Origin of the sequence: Xanthobacter agilis (assembly GCF_021730435.1) — a bacterium.
Lineage (GTDB): Bacteria > Pseudomonadota > Alphaproteobacteria > Rhizobiales > Xanthobacteraceae > Xanthobacter > Xanthobacter agilis.
Genome location: NZ_JABWGX010000015.1, coordinates 71,107 through 88,031, shown reverse-complemented (window position 1 = coordinate 88,031; position 16,925 = coordinate 71,107). Strand labels below are relative to the sequence as shown.

At 69.6% G+C, this 16,925-nt stretch carries 12 protein-coding genes; all 12 read right to left on the bottom strand.

Annotation, left to right across the window (positions count from 1 at the left end; translation table 11 throughout):
* Positions 1-172: 172 nt before the first annotated feature.
* The 12 genes from HUW53_RS12550 to ftsH all read right to left on the bottom strand — a co-directional run bounded on the left by HUW53_RS12550 (position 173) and on the right by ftsH (position 16,819).
* Positions 173-1,324 (bottom strand): ABC transporter substrate-binding protein, encoded by a 1,152-nt coding sequence (locus HUW53_RS12550; protein WP_370877765.1) that lies wholly within the window; start codon positions 1,322-1,324, stop codon positions 173-175.
* A gap of 69 nt (positions 1,325-1,393) precedes the next feature.
* The gene (locus HUW53_RS12545) at positions 1,394-2,581 is read right to left on the bottom strand and encodes a xanthine dehydrogenase family Fe-S subunit (RefSeq protein ID WP_237346104.1); all 1,188 of its coding nucleotides are present in this window, start codon (positions 2,579-2,581) and stop codon (positions 1,394-1,396) included.
* Positions 2,578-3,444, bottom strand: a complete 867-nt coding sequence (locus HUW53_RS12540) for an FAD binding domain-containing protein (RefSeq protein ID WP_237346103.1) — start codon at positions 3,442-3,444, stop codon at positions 2,578-2,580. Before HUW53_RS12540 ends, HUW53_RS12545 begins: the two co-directional genes overlap by 4 nt.
* Positions 3,441-5,810: a xanthine dehydrogenase family protein molybdopterin-binding subunit gene (locus HUW53_RS12535; protein WP_237346102.1), complete on the bottom strand. Its 2,370-nt coding sequence runs from the start codon at positions 5,808-5,810 to the stop codon at positions 3,441-3,443. Before HUW53_RS12535 ends, HUW53_RS12540 begins: the two co-directional genes overlap by 4 nt.
* Positions 5,807-6,664 (bottom strand): alpha/beta hydrolase, encoded by an 858-nt coding sequence (locus HUW53_RS12530; RefSeq protein ID WP_237346101.1) that lies wholly within the window; start codon positions 6,662-6,664, stop codon positions 5,807-5,809. Before HUW53_RS12530 ends, HUW53_RS12535 begins: the two co-directional genes overlap by 4 nt.
* Positions 6,661-7,938: an amidohydrolase/deacetylase family metallohydrolase gene (locus HUW53_RS12525; RefSeq protein WP_237346100.1), complete on the bottom strand. Its 1,278-nt coding sequence runs from the start codon at positions 7,936-7,938 to the stop codon at positions 6,661-6,663. The genes HUW53_RS12530 and HUW53_RS12525 overlap by 4 nt, the downstream gene beginning before the upstream one ends.
* Positions 7,939-8,310: 372 nt before the next feature.
* Complete coding sequence (locus tag HUW53_RS12520) at positions 8,311-8,820, bottom strand: hypothetical protein (RefSeq protein WP_237346099.1); 510 nt, start codon at positions 8,818-8,820, stop codon at positions 8,311-8,313.
* An 87-nt stretch (positions 8,821-8,907) separates the two neighbouring features.
* Positions 8,908-10,509 (bottom strand): TolC family protein, encoded by a 1,602-nt coding sequence (locus HUW53_RS12515; protein ID WP_237346098.1) that lies wholly within the window; start codon positions 10,507-10,509, stop codon positions 8,908-8,910.
* A gap of 83 nt (positions 10,510-10,592) precedes the next feature.
* Entirely contained in the window at positions 10,593-12,488 is a 1,896-nt protein-coding gene (locus tag HUW53_RS12510; RefSeq protein ID WP_237346097.1) for an FUSC family protein, read from the bottom strand.
* Complete coding sequence (mdtN, locus tag HUW53_RS12505; protein WP_237346096.1) at positions 12,472-13,521, bottom strand: multidrug transporter subunit MdtN; 1,050 nt, start codon at positions 13,519-13,521, stop codon at positions 12,472-12,474. The genes HUW53_RS12510 and mdtN overlap by 17 nt, the downstream gene beginning before the upstream one ends.
* 2 nt (positions 13,522-13,523) lie before the next feature.
* On the bottom strand, positions 13,524-13,751 hold the full coding sequence (locus HUW53_RS12500; protein ID WP_237346095.1) for a YtcA family lipoprotein: 228 nt from the start codon (positions 13,749-13,751) through the stop codon (positions 13,524-13,526).
* A gap of 1,145 nt (positions 13,752-14,896) precedes the next feature.
* Positions 14,897-16,819, bottom strand: coding sequence for an ATP-dependent zinc metalloprotease FtsH (ftsH, locus tag HUW53_RS12495; protein ID WP_237346094.1), 1,923 nt, complete (start codon positions 16,817-16,819; stop codon positions 14,897-14,899).
* Positions 16,820-16,925: the final 106 nt, after the last annotated feature.

Here is a 16,925-nt window from a genome sequence, read left to right as displayed (position 1 = left end):
TGTCCGTACGGTGTCGTTCGGGGCAAGGCGGCGGCCGTGAGGTCGCCGCGACGGGCTGCGTCTCCGCGCGGAACGTTGGGGGTGAGGAGCAAAACACCGGTCAGGGCATGCGACGTGTTCCGCGCCCTCACCCCCGCCCCCTCCCGCACGGGGAGAAGATTTAAGTTCCGCGTCAGAACTTGACCGGCGCGATCTTGCCGTCGGTGATCTCGATCAGATAGACCTCGGGCTTGCTCTGCCCGCTCTCCTTGCCTTCCGGGCCGGTCTTCTTGAACGCGATGGGACCGTTGAGGCCCATGATGTTCACGGCCCAGAAGCCCTTTTCGATGGCGGCCGGATCGGTGCCGCCGCCGGCGGTGATGGCCGCGGCGATGGTGCGGATGCCGTCATAGCCACGGAAGCTTTCGGTGGTGCCGGCAAAGTCGTAGCCGCGCTTCTTCCATTCCCCGATGAAGTATTCGGCCGCCTGCGGATTCGTGCTCTTTTCCGGCCACCAGGGGGCGAAGGTGACGATGTGCATGGTGCCGTTCGCGGTCGGGCCGGCCTGGGCGATGATCTGGTCCGGGTTCTGCGAGCCGCCGGTGGTGATGATGCGCTTCTTCAGGCCGAGCGCCGCCATCTGCTTGAACAGCAAGGTGAGCTGGTCCACCGCGGCGGTGATCATGATGGTGTCGGCGTCGGAAGCCTTCAGCTTGGCGAGCTGGGCGCTCATGTCCTGGGACGAGGCGTCCATGGTCTCCACGAGCCCCACCTCGATGCCCTTCGCCTTCAGCATCTTGGAGAAATCGGCGGCGGCGCCGCGGCCCCAGTCATTGTTGATGACCAGGAAGTCCACCTTCTTGACGCCGAGCTTGGATGCCAGCGGCGCGAACGCCTCCGCTTCCAGGGACGAGGGCGGCGAGATGCGGAAGACGTGGGGATTGCCCGAGGTGGTGATCTTGCCCGAGGATGAGGTCTCCACCAGCATCGGCACGGAATATTCCTCAAGCTTGGGCATGGTGGCCAGCGTCAGGCTGGAGCCCCACGCCCCCATCATCACCGGCACCTTGTCGGAGGTGATGAGCTTTTCCGCGACGGCGGCGGCCTCGGTGGGGTTGCTCTTGTTGTCCTCGATCACAAGCTCGATCTTCTTGCCGAGCACGCCGCCCTTGGCGTTGATCTCGTCGGCGGCGATCTTGGCGCCGTTGGCCACATAGGTGCCCGAGGCGGCAAAGGCGCCGGTCAGCGGCTGGTTCACGCCGATCTTGATGGTGTCGTCGGCGGCGAAGGCCGTGGAGCACATCAGCGCGAAAGCCAGTGTGGCCAGGGTCGTCCTGCGGGTCATCTGCATCTTGAAACTCCAGTCTTTCGGGGCAATCGGGACTTGGTTCGGAGAGGATTTAGGAGACCGGCGCTACCGGCCGAACAGCGCCTTCAGGCGCTGGGCGAGCAGCGACAACAGCAGCCTCAGCGGATTGAGCCCGCCGTCCGTGGCGGCGGGGGCCGGCGCGCCCTTCAGGCGGGCGTCGAGATGGGCGGCGAAATCGGCGATGAGCCGGCCCGCCACCTCGCGCACGAGACCCGGGCGGCCGAACTGGGCGAGCGGCCCCTTGAGGGTGTAGCCCACGGTCAGCTCCACCCGCGCCGTGCCCGGCATGGCGCCGTCAAGAACCCGATAGCAGATCTCGCCCTGGGTGGCGGACCGCCCGTCGCCGCCCGCGCCCAGGATGACGCCGCTGAAGGTGTCCGCGTTCCGGGTCACGCGCGCGGTGCCGCGGAAGGTGGTGGAGATAGGCCCGAGCTTCACCTTCATGCCGCCCACCACATGCTCGAGGTCAGGCATCTCGTCCACCACCGCGCCGGGCAGGCAGGCGGCGACCTCCCGGATGTCGGCGAAGAGCGCGAACACGCGCGCCTTCGGGAACGCCAGATCGAAGCTCTGCGCGAAGCTGTGGGCCGGCGTGAAATCGGCGGCGCGGGCGGGCGGCGCCGGTGTCGCGCGGACCGCCTCCGGGGTCTTGAGCGAAGCGGCCGCCTCGGCGCCCGCACCGGCCCGCGCGCCCACGGGACCGAGCGGGCGCGGCGCGGTGCCGGCCGCGATGCCCCGCGCGCGACGGTCGGCGATGACCGACGCCACCGCCTTCACGATGCCCGCATAGCCGGTGCAGCGGCATAGATTGCCCGCGAGCCCCAGGCGGATGCGGGCCTCGTCCGGCTCGGCCAGGCGCAGCACCAGATCGCGGGATGACACCAGCATGCCCGGCGTGCAGAAGCCGCATTGCAGGGCGTGCTCGCGGTTGAAGGCGGCGCGCAGCTCGGCCGTCACCGCGTCATCGTCCAGGCCCTCGATGGTGGTCACCTGCGCCCCCGCGCAGGCGGCGGCGAAAGAGAGGCAGGCGCGGGCCGGCTCGCCGTCCACCAAGACGGTGCAGGCGCCGCACACGCCATGCTCGCAGCCGATGTGGGTGCCGGTGGCGTCGAGCGTGTCGCGCACGAAGTCCGCGAGATTGGTGCGCGGCTCCACCTCCGCCGCCACGGCGCGGCCGTTGAGGGTGAGGGCGAGCGTCCGGGCCGCGCCGGAAACGCGAATGGGGGCGTTCATGCGGCGCTCCTGGTGTCGGGGGAAAACAAGCCGTCCGCCTGCCGCACCGCGCGGCGCAGCACCTCCACATGGACATGCCGATCCACCGGATCGATGACGCCGGCCTCATGAAGCGCGGCGGCTGCGGCGGCGGCATCGAAGCGGGCGGCGAAATCGGCGTCGATGCGCCCCCCGAACAGGTCACGCGCATCCGCCAGCACCAGCGGCGGCGCATCGATGGCACCCATCAGGGCGCGGGCGGTTCCGGCGGCGGGGTCCACCAGCAGGGCACCCACCGCATGGGCGAACTCGCCCACCTTGCGGCAGTGCTTCACATAGCCGAAGCGGGCGCTCGCCGGCACCTTGGGCACCCGCACCGCCACCAGCAGATCCCCTTCGCCCAATGCGACGGACAAGGCGCCGGTCAGGAACTCCTGAAGCGCCAGCCAGCGCCGGCCCGATGGACCGGCGATCTCCACCTGCGCGCCCAAAGCGGACAGGGCGTTCACCCAGTCGGCGGCCGGGTCGGCATGGCAGAGGCTGCCCCCCATGGTGCCGCGATTGCGCACCGCCCGATAGGCGATGCCCGACGCCACCCGCTTGAGCAGATGCGCGCCCGCATCCGGCACCCGGCCATCCTCCACGTCCGCGTGGGTGACCAGGGCGCCATACACCACCGCGTCGGGTTCCTCCCGCGCGGTCTTCAGCGCGGCGATGCCGGAGATATCCACCACCAGGGACGGCGTGGCGAGGCGCAGGTTCAGCATGGGACCAAAGGACTGGCCCCCGGCCATGACCTTGGCCCCATCGCCCGCCGCGGCGAGGAGGGCGACGGCGGCGGCGATCTCGCGCGGACGGACCAGATCGAAGGGCGCGGGCTTCATGCGGCGCTCCTCCTGGCGCGAGCGGCGCGGGCGGCGAGCACCTTTTCCACGATCCGCCGGGGCGTGACCGGGGAATGCAGCATCTCCACCCCCAGCGGGCGCAGCGCATCGTTGACCGCATTGGCGATGGCGGCGGGCGGCGCGATCGCCCCGCCCTCGCCGATGCCCTTCACGCCGAAGCGGGTGTAGGGCGAGGGCGTCTCCATGTGGCCGATGAAGGGGGCCGGCACTTCCGGCGCGCCGGGCAGCAGATAATCCGCCAGGGTGGAGGCGAGCGGCTGGCCGGAGCTGTCGAACCGCATCTCCTCATAGAGCGCGGTGCCGATGCCCTGGGCGAGGCCGCCGATGATCTGCCCGTCCACCACCATGGGGTTCACGAGCACGCCGCCATCCTCGACGATGACATAGTCGAGGATCTCGACTTCGCCGATCTCCGGGTCCACCGCCACCACCACCGCGTGAGCCGCATAGCTGAAGGTGCCGCTGTCGCGCACCGGCTTGTAGCCGGAAATGACCTCCAGGCCGCCGCCGTCCACGTCGGTGGGCAGGTCCTGGGGCCGCCGATACCAGGTGTGGGCGATCTCGTTCACCCCCACGTCGCCATGGGGGCCGATGACGCGACCGGCCGCGAACCGCACCTCGGCAAGGTCCGCCTGGAGCATGTGGGCGCCGATGCGGCGGATGCGCTCGCTGAGCTCGGTGCAGGCAGTCGCCACCGCGCCGCCGGCCATCACCATCACCCGCGACCCCCAGCTTCCGGTCGAATAGGGGGTCATGGCCGTATCGCCGTAGAACACGCGGGTGCGCGCCACGGGAATGCCGAGGATCTCATGGGCCACCTGGGCCAGGGTCGTTTCCAGGCTCTGGCCGTGGGAATGCACGCCCACCCGCAGCTCAAGCCCGCCGTCGGGGGTGAGGCGCGCGCCGGCCTGCTCGTGGCCGGGCACCATGGGAATGCCCCAGCCCGAATAGACCGAGGTGCCATGCGCGCCCTGCTCGCAATAGATGGAGAGCCCGAGGCCAATGCGCCGGCCATCCGGCTCCCCCTTTATCTGGCGGGCCCGCACCTTGTCCGGATCGATGACCGCGAGCGCGCGGGTGAGCACTTCGGGATAGTCGCCGCTGTCGAAATGCTTCTTGGTGATGTTGTCGAACGGCATCTGCTCCGGGCGCACCAGATTCTTGAAGCGCACCACCTCCGGCGTCAGGCCGAGCTCCGCCGCCAGCGCGTCCAGCGCCACTTCCAAAGCGAAGCACACGCCGGTGCGGGCCACCCCGCGATAGGGCAGGATCGGGCATTTGTTGGTGGCCACCGACCAGGTGCGGCAGCGATAGGCGGGAAAATCGTAAGGCCCCGGCAGGATGGACGCCACCTGCGCGGCCTCCAGGCACGCCGAGAAGGGATAGGCCGAATAGGCGCCGCTATCGACGCTCGCCTCGCAATCAATGCCGCGCAGCGTGCCGTCGCGCTCGGCATAGAGGGTGATTTCGTAATGGTGCTCGCGGCAATTGGCGTTGGCGGTGAGATGCTCGCGCCGGTCCTCCAGCCACCTGACCGGCGTGCCCAGCCGGCGCGCCAGCCAGCCGAGGCAGATCTCTTCCGCCAAGAGGATCGCCTTATAGCCGAAGCCGCCGCCCACATCGGGGGAGATGACGCGGATCTGCCCTTCATCCAGCCCCAGGCATTCGGCGAGCCCCGAGCGCACGATGTGGGGCATCTGGCTCGCGGTATGGACCACGAGCTGGTCCATGCGATGGTCGAGATGGACGACGGTGCCGCGCCCCTCGATGGGCGCCATGCATTGGCGCGCGGTGGAGATGGTGCGCGAGACCTTCACCGGGGCGTCGAAGGCCGCCTCGATGTTCACATTCACCAGGGTTTCGAGAAAGACGTTGTCGCCCCAATGCTCATGCACCAGCGCCGCGCCGGGCTTTTTCGCCTCCAGCATGTCGTGAAGGGCCGGCAGCTCTTCGAGGTCCAGCTCCACGCGCGCCGCCATGTCCTCGGCCTCGGCGCGGGTGGGGGCGACGCAGACGGCGATCAATTCGCCCACCTGCCGCACCTTGTCGGCGGCGAGGGCCGGCTGCTCCGACACCTTGAAGCCGGGCAGGCCCGACACCGCGCGGATGGGCTTCACCCCATTAAGGTCGGCGGCGGTGAAGACGCGCCCCTTCAGATCCTCCGGCACATGGATGGCGCGGATGCGGGCATGGGCCAAAGGACTGCGCACGAACGCCACGTCCTGCATCCCCGGCAGGCGGATGTCGGCGATGTACTGGCCGCGCCCGCGCATCAGCCGGTCGTCTTCCTTGCGGGGCAGGCGCGCGCCCACGCCCTCGCCCGGCGCCGTGACGTCCATCATCATGCTGCTCCTCCGCTGACGAGATCGAGGGCCGCGCGCGTCAGAAGGCCGGCGGGATCCCGCAGTTCGTCGAGAATGGAGAAATGGTTGGCGCCGGCGATCGGCAGCAGCGCCACCGGCGCGCCCGCCGCCTCGCGATGCGCCGCCAGGGCCTTGGCATCGTGCACCAGCGCCGGAACCTCGGCCGTGCCATAGGCGATGGTCACCGGCTTGCGCGACGGCGCAAGGCGCAGCGGGGACAACGCCTCGATCTCGCCATCCGAAAGCTGCAGCGCGGCATTCAGGAAGGTGTCGCGGATGGGCGCCAGCTCATACACGCCCGAGATGGCAAGCCCCGCCGTCACCGCCGGATGGTCCATCTGCATCGCCGCAAGCTGCGCCCCCGCCGACCAGCCGGACAGCACGATGGGGCCGGAGAGGCCCAGCGCCGCCCCCTCGCGCGCCAACAGGTCGAGGGCGGCGCCGATCTCGCGCACGATGTCGGCGAGCCGCGCCTGCGGCGCCAGCGAATAGCTGGGCAGCGCCACCGACCAGCCATGGGCGGCAAGCCCCGCGGCATAATGGGCGAACCCCTCGCGCGAATTGCGCTGCCAATAGCCGCCGTGGAGGAACACCAGGGTCGGCGCGCCCGGCGCTCCGGGGAACAGGTCCAGCTTCTGCCGGGCGCCGGCGCCGTAGGGAATATCCAGCCTCTCCCCATGTGCGGCCCGGTAGGCGGCGGCGGCCACATCGCGCGCGGCCACCCAGGCCGCGCTGTCGGCGACGGCCGCGTTGTTGTTGTAGGCGGCATCCCGCTCGGCCTGGGACAGGGTGTCCCAGGCCTCTTGAGGGGCCTTGGCGGGGGCCGGCGCGCTCACGCCGCCACCGCTTCCGGCAGGATCGGCGCATCGGCATCGAAGCGCTCGCCGTTGCGCAGGCAGAAGGCCGGCGTCAGCAGCCGATCGGTGACGACCTTGGTGTCCTCGTTGTCGCGCAGCAGGAAGCGGCCGCGATTGTCGTCGAGCACCGAGATGTCGGCCGCGTAGCCCACCTTCAGGGCGCCAAGGCGATCGGCGAGCCCCAACATGGCGGCCGGGTTGGCGGTGACCATGGGCACCACCTGTTCCACCGACAGGCCGAGCGCCATCAGCGAGCTCATGGCCTGGGTGAGGCTGAAGCGCGCCTGCCCCCGGAACGGGTGGTTCTCGTCGTCGGGGTGCTCGGCCGGGGTGCCGGCGGGAGCGGGCACATGGGTGTTGTAGCCGTGCATGTCGGCCCCCAGGGTGTGGGGCACCACGCCCGCCGCGATCGCCTTCGCGGCAATGCGGTAGGAGAAGTGGCTGCCGTGGCCGACATCGATCTTCAGGCCCCGGTCAAGGGCGGCCTTGATGACGTCGTGCACCTTGCCGTCACGGTTCACGAAGCCGCCGGGGTTGCGGGTGAAGGGGTGGGCCAGAATGTCGCCTTCCTTCAGCAGCGGAATGACGCGCTCGAGGATGGTGTCGGCGTCCTCGCCGTTGGTGCCGCTCTCGGGCAGGCCCCACAGGGCGCCGAAATGGACATAGAGCGGGATCTCGGCGCGCCGCGCGATCTCGGCCGCCATCTCCATCACCGTGATGCCCCAGCGAGCGAAGCCGCCGATCTCCGCATGGCCCTTGATGCCGCGCACAAGATCGCGGTTCGCGATCGCGGCGCGCACGGTGGCGTCCACGTCCACGCACTCCGGGCTGTAGAGGTTGGGATAGTAATGGCCTTCGAGCCCACCCACGAGATAGGCGGACAGGAAGGAATAAACCCGCGTCTTCTTGGGCTCGACTATGAATTTGCGAAAGCCCGGCAAGGTCATGCAGGATGCACCGCCCTGGTCCACCACCGAGGTCACCGCCGAATGCACGCCCACCATGTCCGGATCGAGCCCGAAACGGCCGCTCACATACTGGTAGCAATGGCCATGGGTATCGATCATGCCTGGCAGCACCAGCTTGCCCGACACATCGATCACGGAATTGGCGCGCATCGGAAGGATCGTCTCTTCGATGGCCGCGATACGCCCGTCGCGCACCGCCACGTCGAACACGCCATCGCGCCCCGACGCCGGGCAGATCACCCGCCCGCCCTTCAGCACGATGTCGTAACCCACTGCCTCACCCATCAAGATCTCCGTCGTCGCCGCGCGGTCGGGGACCGCCTTAATACGAAGTATGCTTCGTATTCCCCTATGCAGGGCGCGTGCCAGAATTGACCTAAATCAAATCCAAAGCGGGGAGATGGGAGCGCGGGGCGATCCGTGCAGGCGGGAGATCCACCGCGGGCGTTCTGAATCCGAGACCTCTCGCGCCTGCACGCCACGGGAACGGACGGCGAATCCGGGATGCGGCTGGGCGCAGAAGGGGGGAACACCGGCAGGCGCAGGCGGCAGAACGCTCGGGGTATCTGCCTAACCTATAGTCATTTCGCCCAAGAGGAAGGCATCAATGAATAATGGTATGCCGTTCAGCCGCCACCGCGGCGCGTTGGGGCGGGATCAACGCAGGTGAAAGCGCACCCAGCGCCAGATCACCCGCGCCCGCGCCTTCAGTTCCGGCAGCCGCAGCCAGGCATAGATCCGGTCGCGCACCGTGCCGGACGTCACGATCACCCAGGCCACCGCCGGAAGCGTCATCAATTGCGGGCGGCCGGCGGTGTACACGCGTTCGATCAGCACGAAGCTGACCAGATAGGCCAAGACCAGCACAAACGTGCCTGTCCGCGCGTGGCCGTTCGCGATGTGCAGCATGGCCAGGAATTTCACCGGTTCCACCACCGCATAGGGCACGCCGATGAGCGCCAGGATGGCGAGCGCCGGCAGACCGGCCACCCAGCGCTCGAACTTCTGCACCAGGGCCAGCGCCTCGATCCAGCGCACCAGCGGCTCATAGAGCGGGCGCACGAGCTCGTCCGCGACGATGAGGATGCCGAGCAGGATGCGGAACAGCAGCCGCGCCGCCGCGAGCACGGGATTGCGACGACGGCGGGTGGAGCGATCAGCGGACATCACGCATGGGTCTCCCGGCGGACGATGGACAGACATCGAAAACGGGCCCCGCCGCGCGCTGGAGGAAGGAATGCGGGCACGGCCTCGTCACCGCGCCATCAGCGCCGACGGCGCCTCGCGCGAGGTCATGGCGCCGAGCACGAAGGCAAGGTTGGCCGCCGCGACCAGGGACGCGGCGTGGGCATCCGCCTGCGCCTGCCGGGCGGTGAGAAGGCCGCTGTCGGCCGCCGTCGCCACCGTGATGGTGCCGACCCCGGTGCGATAGGCATCGAGCGCCGCGTCATAGGTGAGCGCGGCGGCATCCGCGAGCGCCGTCGCCGCGCGATAGGAGGCCAGCGCCGAGCGCAGCGTGTTCGCGCTCACCACGATCTCCCGCGCCGCCGCGTCCTTGGCCTTCTCATAGGTGGCCTCGGTGGCGGCGGCCAGCGATTCCGCATTCTTGAGCTGCGCCGCCCTCAGGCCGCCGTCAAAGAGCGGCATGGTGGCGCCCACCATGACCCCGGAAGCCGAAGACTGCTGGCCGATGGTGGGCAGGCCGGTGGCGCTGAGGGAGGTGTTGCCGGTGGCTGCCACCGCCCCCAGGAACACCTTGGGCATGAACGCCGCCTCGGCGGCCGTGATCCCGGACTGGGTGGCTTTCAACGCCGAGAAGGCGGCCAGAACGTCCGGACGCTGGGTCAGCGCCGCCGAGATCATCTTTTCCGTGGGCGCGCCCACGCTCTCGGGCAGGCGCCGGCCGTTCGCCACTTTTACCTTCAGCTCGGTCATGGGCGAGACGCCCAGGGCACCCAGCAGCGCCTGATAGGCGTCGCGCTCGCCGCCCTGGGCCTGCACCAGGCCGAATCGGGCCTGGGCCACCTGCTGGCGGGCCTGGGCCACCTCCACCGTGGTGCCAAGGCCCTTCTGCATCCGCGCATCGGCGGCATCCTCGATCTTGCGGCTGTTGGCGAGGTTCTGCTCGGCCAGCCCCACCCGGCTCCGCGCGGCGCCATAGAGGAAATAGGTTCGCGTCACGTCGAAGATGATCTTCTGGTGCAAGCCATTGAACAGCACATTGGCGGCATCGGCATTGTGGCGGGCAGCAACCGCCAGCGCATTGCGCTCGCCGAAGTCGAACACCAGCCATTGCAATGCGATCTGCGGCGAGATGCCGTCGATGGAGGTGCTCAATTGGTTGACGCTGCCGACAGACACCGGCAGTGGCTGCGAAATCTTCTGATAGCCGCCGATCACATTGGCCGAGATGTAGGGCAGGAAGGTGGCTTCGATCATGCCGGTGGCGAGCGCCGCCTGCCGCGCCTGCTGCCAGGCCACCCGCGTCTGTGGATTCTGGGTCTGGGCAAGGTCGATCAGCTCCGGCAGGCCATAGGCCCGATCCCGCGCGATGGCCGGCGCGGGCTTCAGCGTCGCCACCGCCGGGTCCGGCGGCACGGCGAAATCCCGCACCGGGGCGGCCTGCGCCGATGGCGCGGACGGACCTTGCGCCGCGGCCTCGGGCGCCTCCGGCGGCGACGCGCCCGCCGCCGTGGCATCGCCCGACGGCGTCCAGGGTTCGGAGGGATGGCTCGGCGCGCTGTCGAGCGCGCTCAAGGTGCAGGCCGAGAGCACCGCGCAGGCGAGCCCGGCGACGCCCCAGCGCACAAGCGCGGCCAGCCCCCGCCCCACGCGCGAGGCGGCGCGATCCGCCACCCGCGAGGGACGTTCCGCGGGCGCAACGCCAGCCCTCCCCCGGTCCCGTCCGGTCGGACGCGGTCGCCATCGCACCATGGCCATCACCCCGCCGCCAGTCGTTCGATGCGGTGCAGGCGGGTGGTGAGACCGGCCGCCACGCCACCGTCTTCATCGCCCGCCGCGACGGCGGGACCGTCCCCGCATCCCCCGGACGGCGCAACGCGCGCCGCCGCGTCCGCGAGCCGGCGCGACAGCTCAGCGGACGGCGCCGGCAGGAACAGCAGCGCCGGCAGCAGTGCCCGCGTCTCCTCCACGAGCCCCGCCAGCCGGGCGACGACCGCCGCCGAGGGGCGCTGCGCGGGCGGTTCGAACGGCAGCAACATGAGCTGGCCTTCGGCCTTCTCCGCCTCCATCTCCACCTGCGCGGCATCGGCGGTGGCGGCAAGGCGGGCCGCCGGCGCCATGGCCGCCAGCCGCGACAGGGCGACCAGCGCCCGCGCCAGCCGCGCGCGCGCATCCACCACCGCGCTCTTGGGCCAGATGCCGGTGAAAATCACATAGACCACCACATTGCCCAGCAGGATGCCGACGATGCGGTCACGCCCGGAATCCATGTCGAGGCTCGGCGCAAATCCGTTGAGGATGGTGAGCAGGAAGGCGAGCCCCACCTGCACCCCGGCATAAGAGATGCGCTCATTGCCGCTGGACACCCAGGCCCCGACCAGCACCCCGGCGAACACCAGGGCCATCAGCCCCCCCACCGAATCCAGATGCGGGATGACGAACAAAATCGAGGCGAACCCCAGCATCGCGCCCACGAGACAGCCGGCAATCCGCAGCGCCAGCTTGTGCACGGTCTCGCCGGTGGTGCCCAGCGCCGCCACATAGCAGGTGATCATGGCCGTGTGGATCCCCTGCCAGTCGATCAAGGAATAGATGATGTAGCAGGAAATGGCGGCGGCCGTCGTCTTCAGGGCATAGCGCTGGTAATCAGGATTGCTGAAGGCATCGGGCGCAAGAAACGGCGGCTTTTGCGCCACCGCGTCGGTGCCGCCGTTCGGCGCGGCCAATCCGGCCAGGAGCGCCCGCACCATGCCGGCGGCGCCGATGGTGGGGCCGGCGGCGGGCTCCGGATCCGCCACCATCGGGCGAGCCCCGGCAGCGACGGCGCGCGCCGCCGCGCGACACTGCCCGGCGAAGGCGATGCGCGCATCCGCCGCCAGATCGGCCGGCAGCGCCGCCACCGCCAGCAGCAGGCGGTAACTGGCGGTGGCGGCGCCCGAAAGCCAGGTCACGGCCGCCGCCGGCGCCGTATGGAAAAGGCGCGCGAGCATCGCCTGCTGGTCGCCATCGGCAAGGCCGCCCGCCAATTCCCCCTCGAGCCGCGCGCGAGCCTGCGGCGCCTCCAGCACATCGGCGGCCACCCTCAGCCGGCGCGCCACGATCTCGCGCAGCAGACGGTGCGGCGAGGTGCCGAGCACCAGATTGAACGCGATCATCGCCACCATGGGCATCACGGCCATCTGCCACGCATACAACAGGCCGCGGGTGGCGATCTCCCCCACCGGCAATTGATCCACCAAGGTCAGCACAAAGCCGATGACCAGCGCGATGATGGAGCCGATCTCGCCAAGCTGCGAGGCCGCGCCCAGAAACACGAAAGCGAACGAGGTCAAGGCGATGACGGCGATCCGCGCCAGCGGATAATCCGCCGTGGCCTGGATCAGCGGCGCCATGGCGAGCACCACCACGCTGACCAGCAGGATGAGGCCGATGGCCTGCCCCACGCATTCCGCCCCGCTCGGCCGGGCGAGAAAGATCACCAGATAGCAGCCGATGGCGGCCTCGGGCACCTTGTAGACCATGGCGACGCCGGCCACGATGGCGCACAGCAGCGCCACCCGCCAGGTCATGGCGAAGCGGCCGGGAAAGGGCAGAAGGTCTTGCCATGCCTGGCGGGCGATGCCCCGCCACGGCGATTCAACAGCGGCTGCCATGATGCACCGTGGCGGTGGCCGATGCGCCGACGCGCATCAGGTCGTCCGGCGCGTCCAGCAGGCGGATGCGCACCGGAAAGCGCTGGGCCACCCGCACCCAATCCAGCGTCTTGGGCACGATCGGCATCCTGCGGGGCAGCGCGATGACCTCTTCCGAGGCCACCCCCCAGCCGATGCCCTCCACCCGGCCGCGCAGGGCGCGCGTGCGATCGGCCAGGGCATAGACGGTGGCGCAATTGCCGATGGCGATCCCCTGCAGCTCCGTCTCCAGGAAGCCGGCGGAGGCGAACCAGGCGCGGATGTCGATGAGCGTGAACACCGATTGTCCCGGCAGCACGAATTCGCCCACGGCCATTTCCAGCCCCACCACCTTGCCGTCGAACGGCGCCCGCACCTGCGTATTGGCAAGCGCGCGCTCGGCGAGGGCCAGCGCCGCTTGTCGCGCCTCCACCAGCGCCGTGGCGGCGGCCACATCGCTCACCAGGACATCGGCCGCCGCCTGCTGCTCCAGGGCCTGCTTCAGGCTGATCTCGGCGTCGCGCTTGGCGGTGGCGGCGTCGTCCACCTGCTGGGCGCTCACATAACCCTTCGGGCGCAGCGCCTCGAGCCGGGCGAGGGTCTGGCTGGCAAGATCGAGATTGGAGCGCGCGCGCGTCACCTGCTCGCGGGCGATGACCGCATTGGAGCGCTCGGCCGCCACCGCTCGCGCGCGGTCGGCGCGGGCCGCCTCCGCCATCCTGAGATCGGCCACGGCCTGCTCCACCTGCAGGCGATAGGTGGTGGGATCGAGGGCGAACAGCAGCTCGCCCTGGCGCGCCGATCCATTCTCCTTGACCCCGAACGACACGACGCGGCCCGGCACCGCCGCCGCGATATTGGCCACATCGGCCGTGAGCACGGCGTCCTGCGACAGGGGATTGAGCTCCGCATTGCGGAAATAGCGCCAGCCGAAGACGATGGCCGCCACCACCGCCACCAGGCTGACCACGAGGCCCAGGCGCCGGCGCGGATGGGGCTTGTGCTCCGCCTCCATGGCTATCGCCCGAAGCTCACGAGGGAGACGAGAAAGCCAAGGCCGGCCGCGATGCTCACATAGATCGGCAGGCGCGCCGGCAACACGTCATCCACGCCGAGCCGCACAAACGCGACGCGCACCAGCACCGCGCCGAGGATACCCGCCAGCGCGCACGCGAGCCAGGAGGGGAAATAGGCCCCGAAGAAAGGAATCGTCGGCGCCCCGACCGGCGAGCAACCGGACAGCACCCCTGCCCCCGCGAGCAAAACCGCCCCGCGCGCCACGCCCTCACGGGCAGCAGGCGCGCCTCCCGCCGGTGCGCGCGCGCGGGCGGCGCCGGGGCGCAACCGGGTGGCGCACGACCGTCCCGGACAAAGGCGAAGAAACGGCAACGGCAACCCTCGGCACATGGTCGGCGGTCAGGGGATCAGGCGGAGTCTTCACGAATTGGTAGCGGAACGGGGCACCCCGAACAAGCCGCCCATCCGGACGGGGCCGCACCGGGCACCGGCGGCGCCCCCCGCCGGGTGCGCGATCGCGCCCCATCCTTCAGCGCGGACCAGGACGGCCTGCATCCTGGCGGATCGACCGCAGAGCCGTCCAAGCCGCCGGATCAAAGCGTTGCCGATCGCATTGACACGCCGCTCCCCGCAAACGATCGGGTGTGTCCCGACGGCCTATCCCCTATCGTCAGAGGCCTTTAGTTTCACCCCGCGAGGACGGCGTCGCATCCCGCAGATCGACGGCGGCGCGGTCGGTGCGGCCGGATCAGAGCGTTTCCGCTCGCATCGGCGCGCGCTCCTCGTCAACGATCGCGCCCGCCCCCAACGGCCGATGCCCTGTCCTCAAGACCTTTGGTTTCGCCTGCGGGGCGGCAGGTTGACCCGCTTGGTGCCGCGACGAGCGGACGGATGGTCCGACGCAGGGTCTTCCGGCGAACCGGAAATCCTGTGGCGTGAAACTGCTCCAACGCAGCGCTTTGCGGCGTCCGCAGGCTCCGAAAGGCCGGCGGCGTCGCGCGCCAGCGGGCTTCCGCCCGACGACCAGAGCGCAGGGCGAGCACGAGTCACGGGCGCACCGAAGCGATTGGAGGAACCGGCTCCATCCTGTGCCCACATATCTTCGAAGAGCCACCCATATCGACTGTCCCATCGGAGTGACACCCCGCGACAGGGCAGATTAAGGCAAGGCACATCAAGGCCGCGGACCAATAACAGGGGACACTCTGGCGCCCCGCCATACGGGCGCCATCCGCGACCACTGGCCCCGGCAGCGACACCGCGAAGAAGCGGCCCGGCGCGCGTGCGGGGGGCGCGGCAGACGCCAAAGAAAAGGGCCGGCGAGCATTCGCCCGCCGGCCCTGATCCGTTGTTCCCGCGCTTCCGGCGTGGCCTCACGCCTGGGGCTGGGGCTCGATGGAGCCGCCGGCACCGCCCGGACGTGGCCGGTTCTTCGGGGTCGGAATGGCCGAGCCGCGCGGATTGGCGGGCTCGATCACGCTCTCCCGGTTCGGCGTCTTGCCGTTGATGAGATCCACGATCTCGTCGCCGGACAGGGTCTCATATTCGAGCAGGCCACGGGCCAGGGTCTCCAGGTCGGAAGCCTTCTCGGAGAGGATGCGCCTGGCCTCCGCATACCCCTCGTCCACCAGACGGCGCACCTCGCGGTCGATGGTCTGGGCGGTGGCCTCGGACACGTTCTGCTGGCGCGACACCGACATGCCCAGGAACACCTCGTCCTGGTTGTCACCGTAGGCCACGGTGCCGAGGTCGGCGGAGAAGCCCCAGCGGGTCACCATCATGCGGGCGAGGCGGGTCGCCTGCTCGATGTCGGAGGCCGCTCCGGAGGTGACCTTGTCATGGCCGAAGATCAACTCTTCCGCCACCCGTCCGCCCATCATGATGGCGAGGCGCGAGGTCATCTGCTCATAGCTCATGGAGAGCTTGTCGCGCTCGGGAAGCTGCATCACCATGCCCAGCGCCCGGCCACGGGGAATGATGGTGGCCTTGTGCACGGGATCGGTGGCCGGCACGTTGAGGGCCACCAAAGCATGGCCGCCTTCGTGATAGGCGGTGAGCATCTTCTCTTCCTCGGTCATGACGAGCGAGCGGCGTTCCGCGCCCATCATCACCTTGTCCTTGGCGTCCTCGAAATCCGCCATGGTGACCATGCGCTTGTTGCGCCGGGCCGCCATCAGCGCCGCCTCGTTGCAGAGGTTGGCGAGGTCGGCGCCGGAGAAGCCGGGGGTGCCGCGGGCGATGGTCTTCAAGTTCACGTCGGGCGCGACCGGGATCTTGCGAGCATGCACCTTCAGGATCTGCTCGCGGCCCACCACGTCAGGGTTGGGGACCACCACCTGCCGGTCGAAGCGGCCGGGACGCAGCAGCGCCGGGTCGAGCACATCGGGACGGTTGGTGGCGGCGATGAGGATGATGCCCTCGTTGGCCTCGAAGCCGTCCATCTCCACCAGCAACTGGTTGAGGGTCTGCTCGCGCTCGTCATTGCCGCCGCCGAGGCCGGCGCCGCGGTGGCGACCCACCGCGTCGATCTCGTCGATGAAGATGATGCAGGGCGCGTTCTTCTTCGCCTGCTCGAACATGTCGCGCACGCGGCTCGCGCCGACACCCACGAACATTTCCACGAAATCCGAGCCGGAGATGGTGAAGAAGGGCACGTTGGCCTCGCCGGCGATGGCGCGGGCCAGGAGGGTCTTGCCGGTGCCGGGCGGACCCACCAGCAGCACGCCGCGCGGAATGCGGCCGCCCAGGCGCTGGAACTTCTGCGGGTCACGCAGGAAGTCCACGATCTCCGTCAGGTCGCTCTTGGCCTCGTCGATGCCGGCCACATCCTCGAAGGTGACGCGGCCGTGCGCCTCGGTGAGCAGCTTGGCGCGGCTCTTGCCGAAGCCCATGGCCTTGCCGCCCGCGCCCTGCATCTGGCGCGACATAAAGATCCACAGGCCGATCAACAGCAGCATCGGCAGCCAGGAGATGAGCAGGCTCACGAACCACGGCATGCTATCCGACAGCGGACGAGCTGTAATCTGCACGCCCTTGCCGTACAGCCGCTGCACCAGCGACGGATCGTTGGGGGCGTAGGTCTGGAACTGGCGACCGTCGGTGAAGGTGCCGGAGATGTTCGGCCCCTCGATCACCACGTCGCGCACGCGGCCGAGATCCACGTCCGACAGGAGCTGGGAGAAGGAGATGTCGTTCGCGCTCGTGCGCTGTCCCGGGCTCTGGAACAGAGAGAACAGGGCAAGCAGCAGCAGAACGATGATCACCCAAAGGGCGAAATTTCGTAGGTTGGCGTTCATTGAACCCTCGTGGGGACAGCCGAAAACGCAGCTTCGATCAAGCTGCCCCAAGGGAATGGATATCCCACGGGGCGCCGTCTGCGGCCACACCTCCCGCACCGTCTCT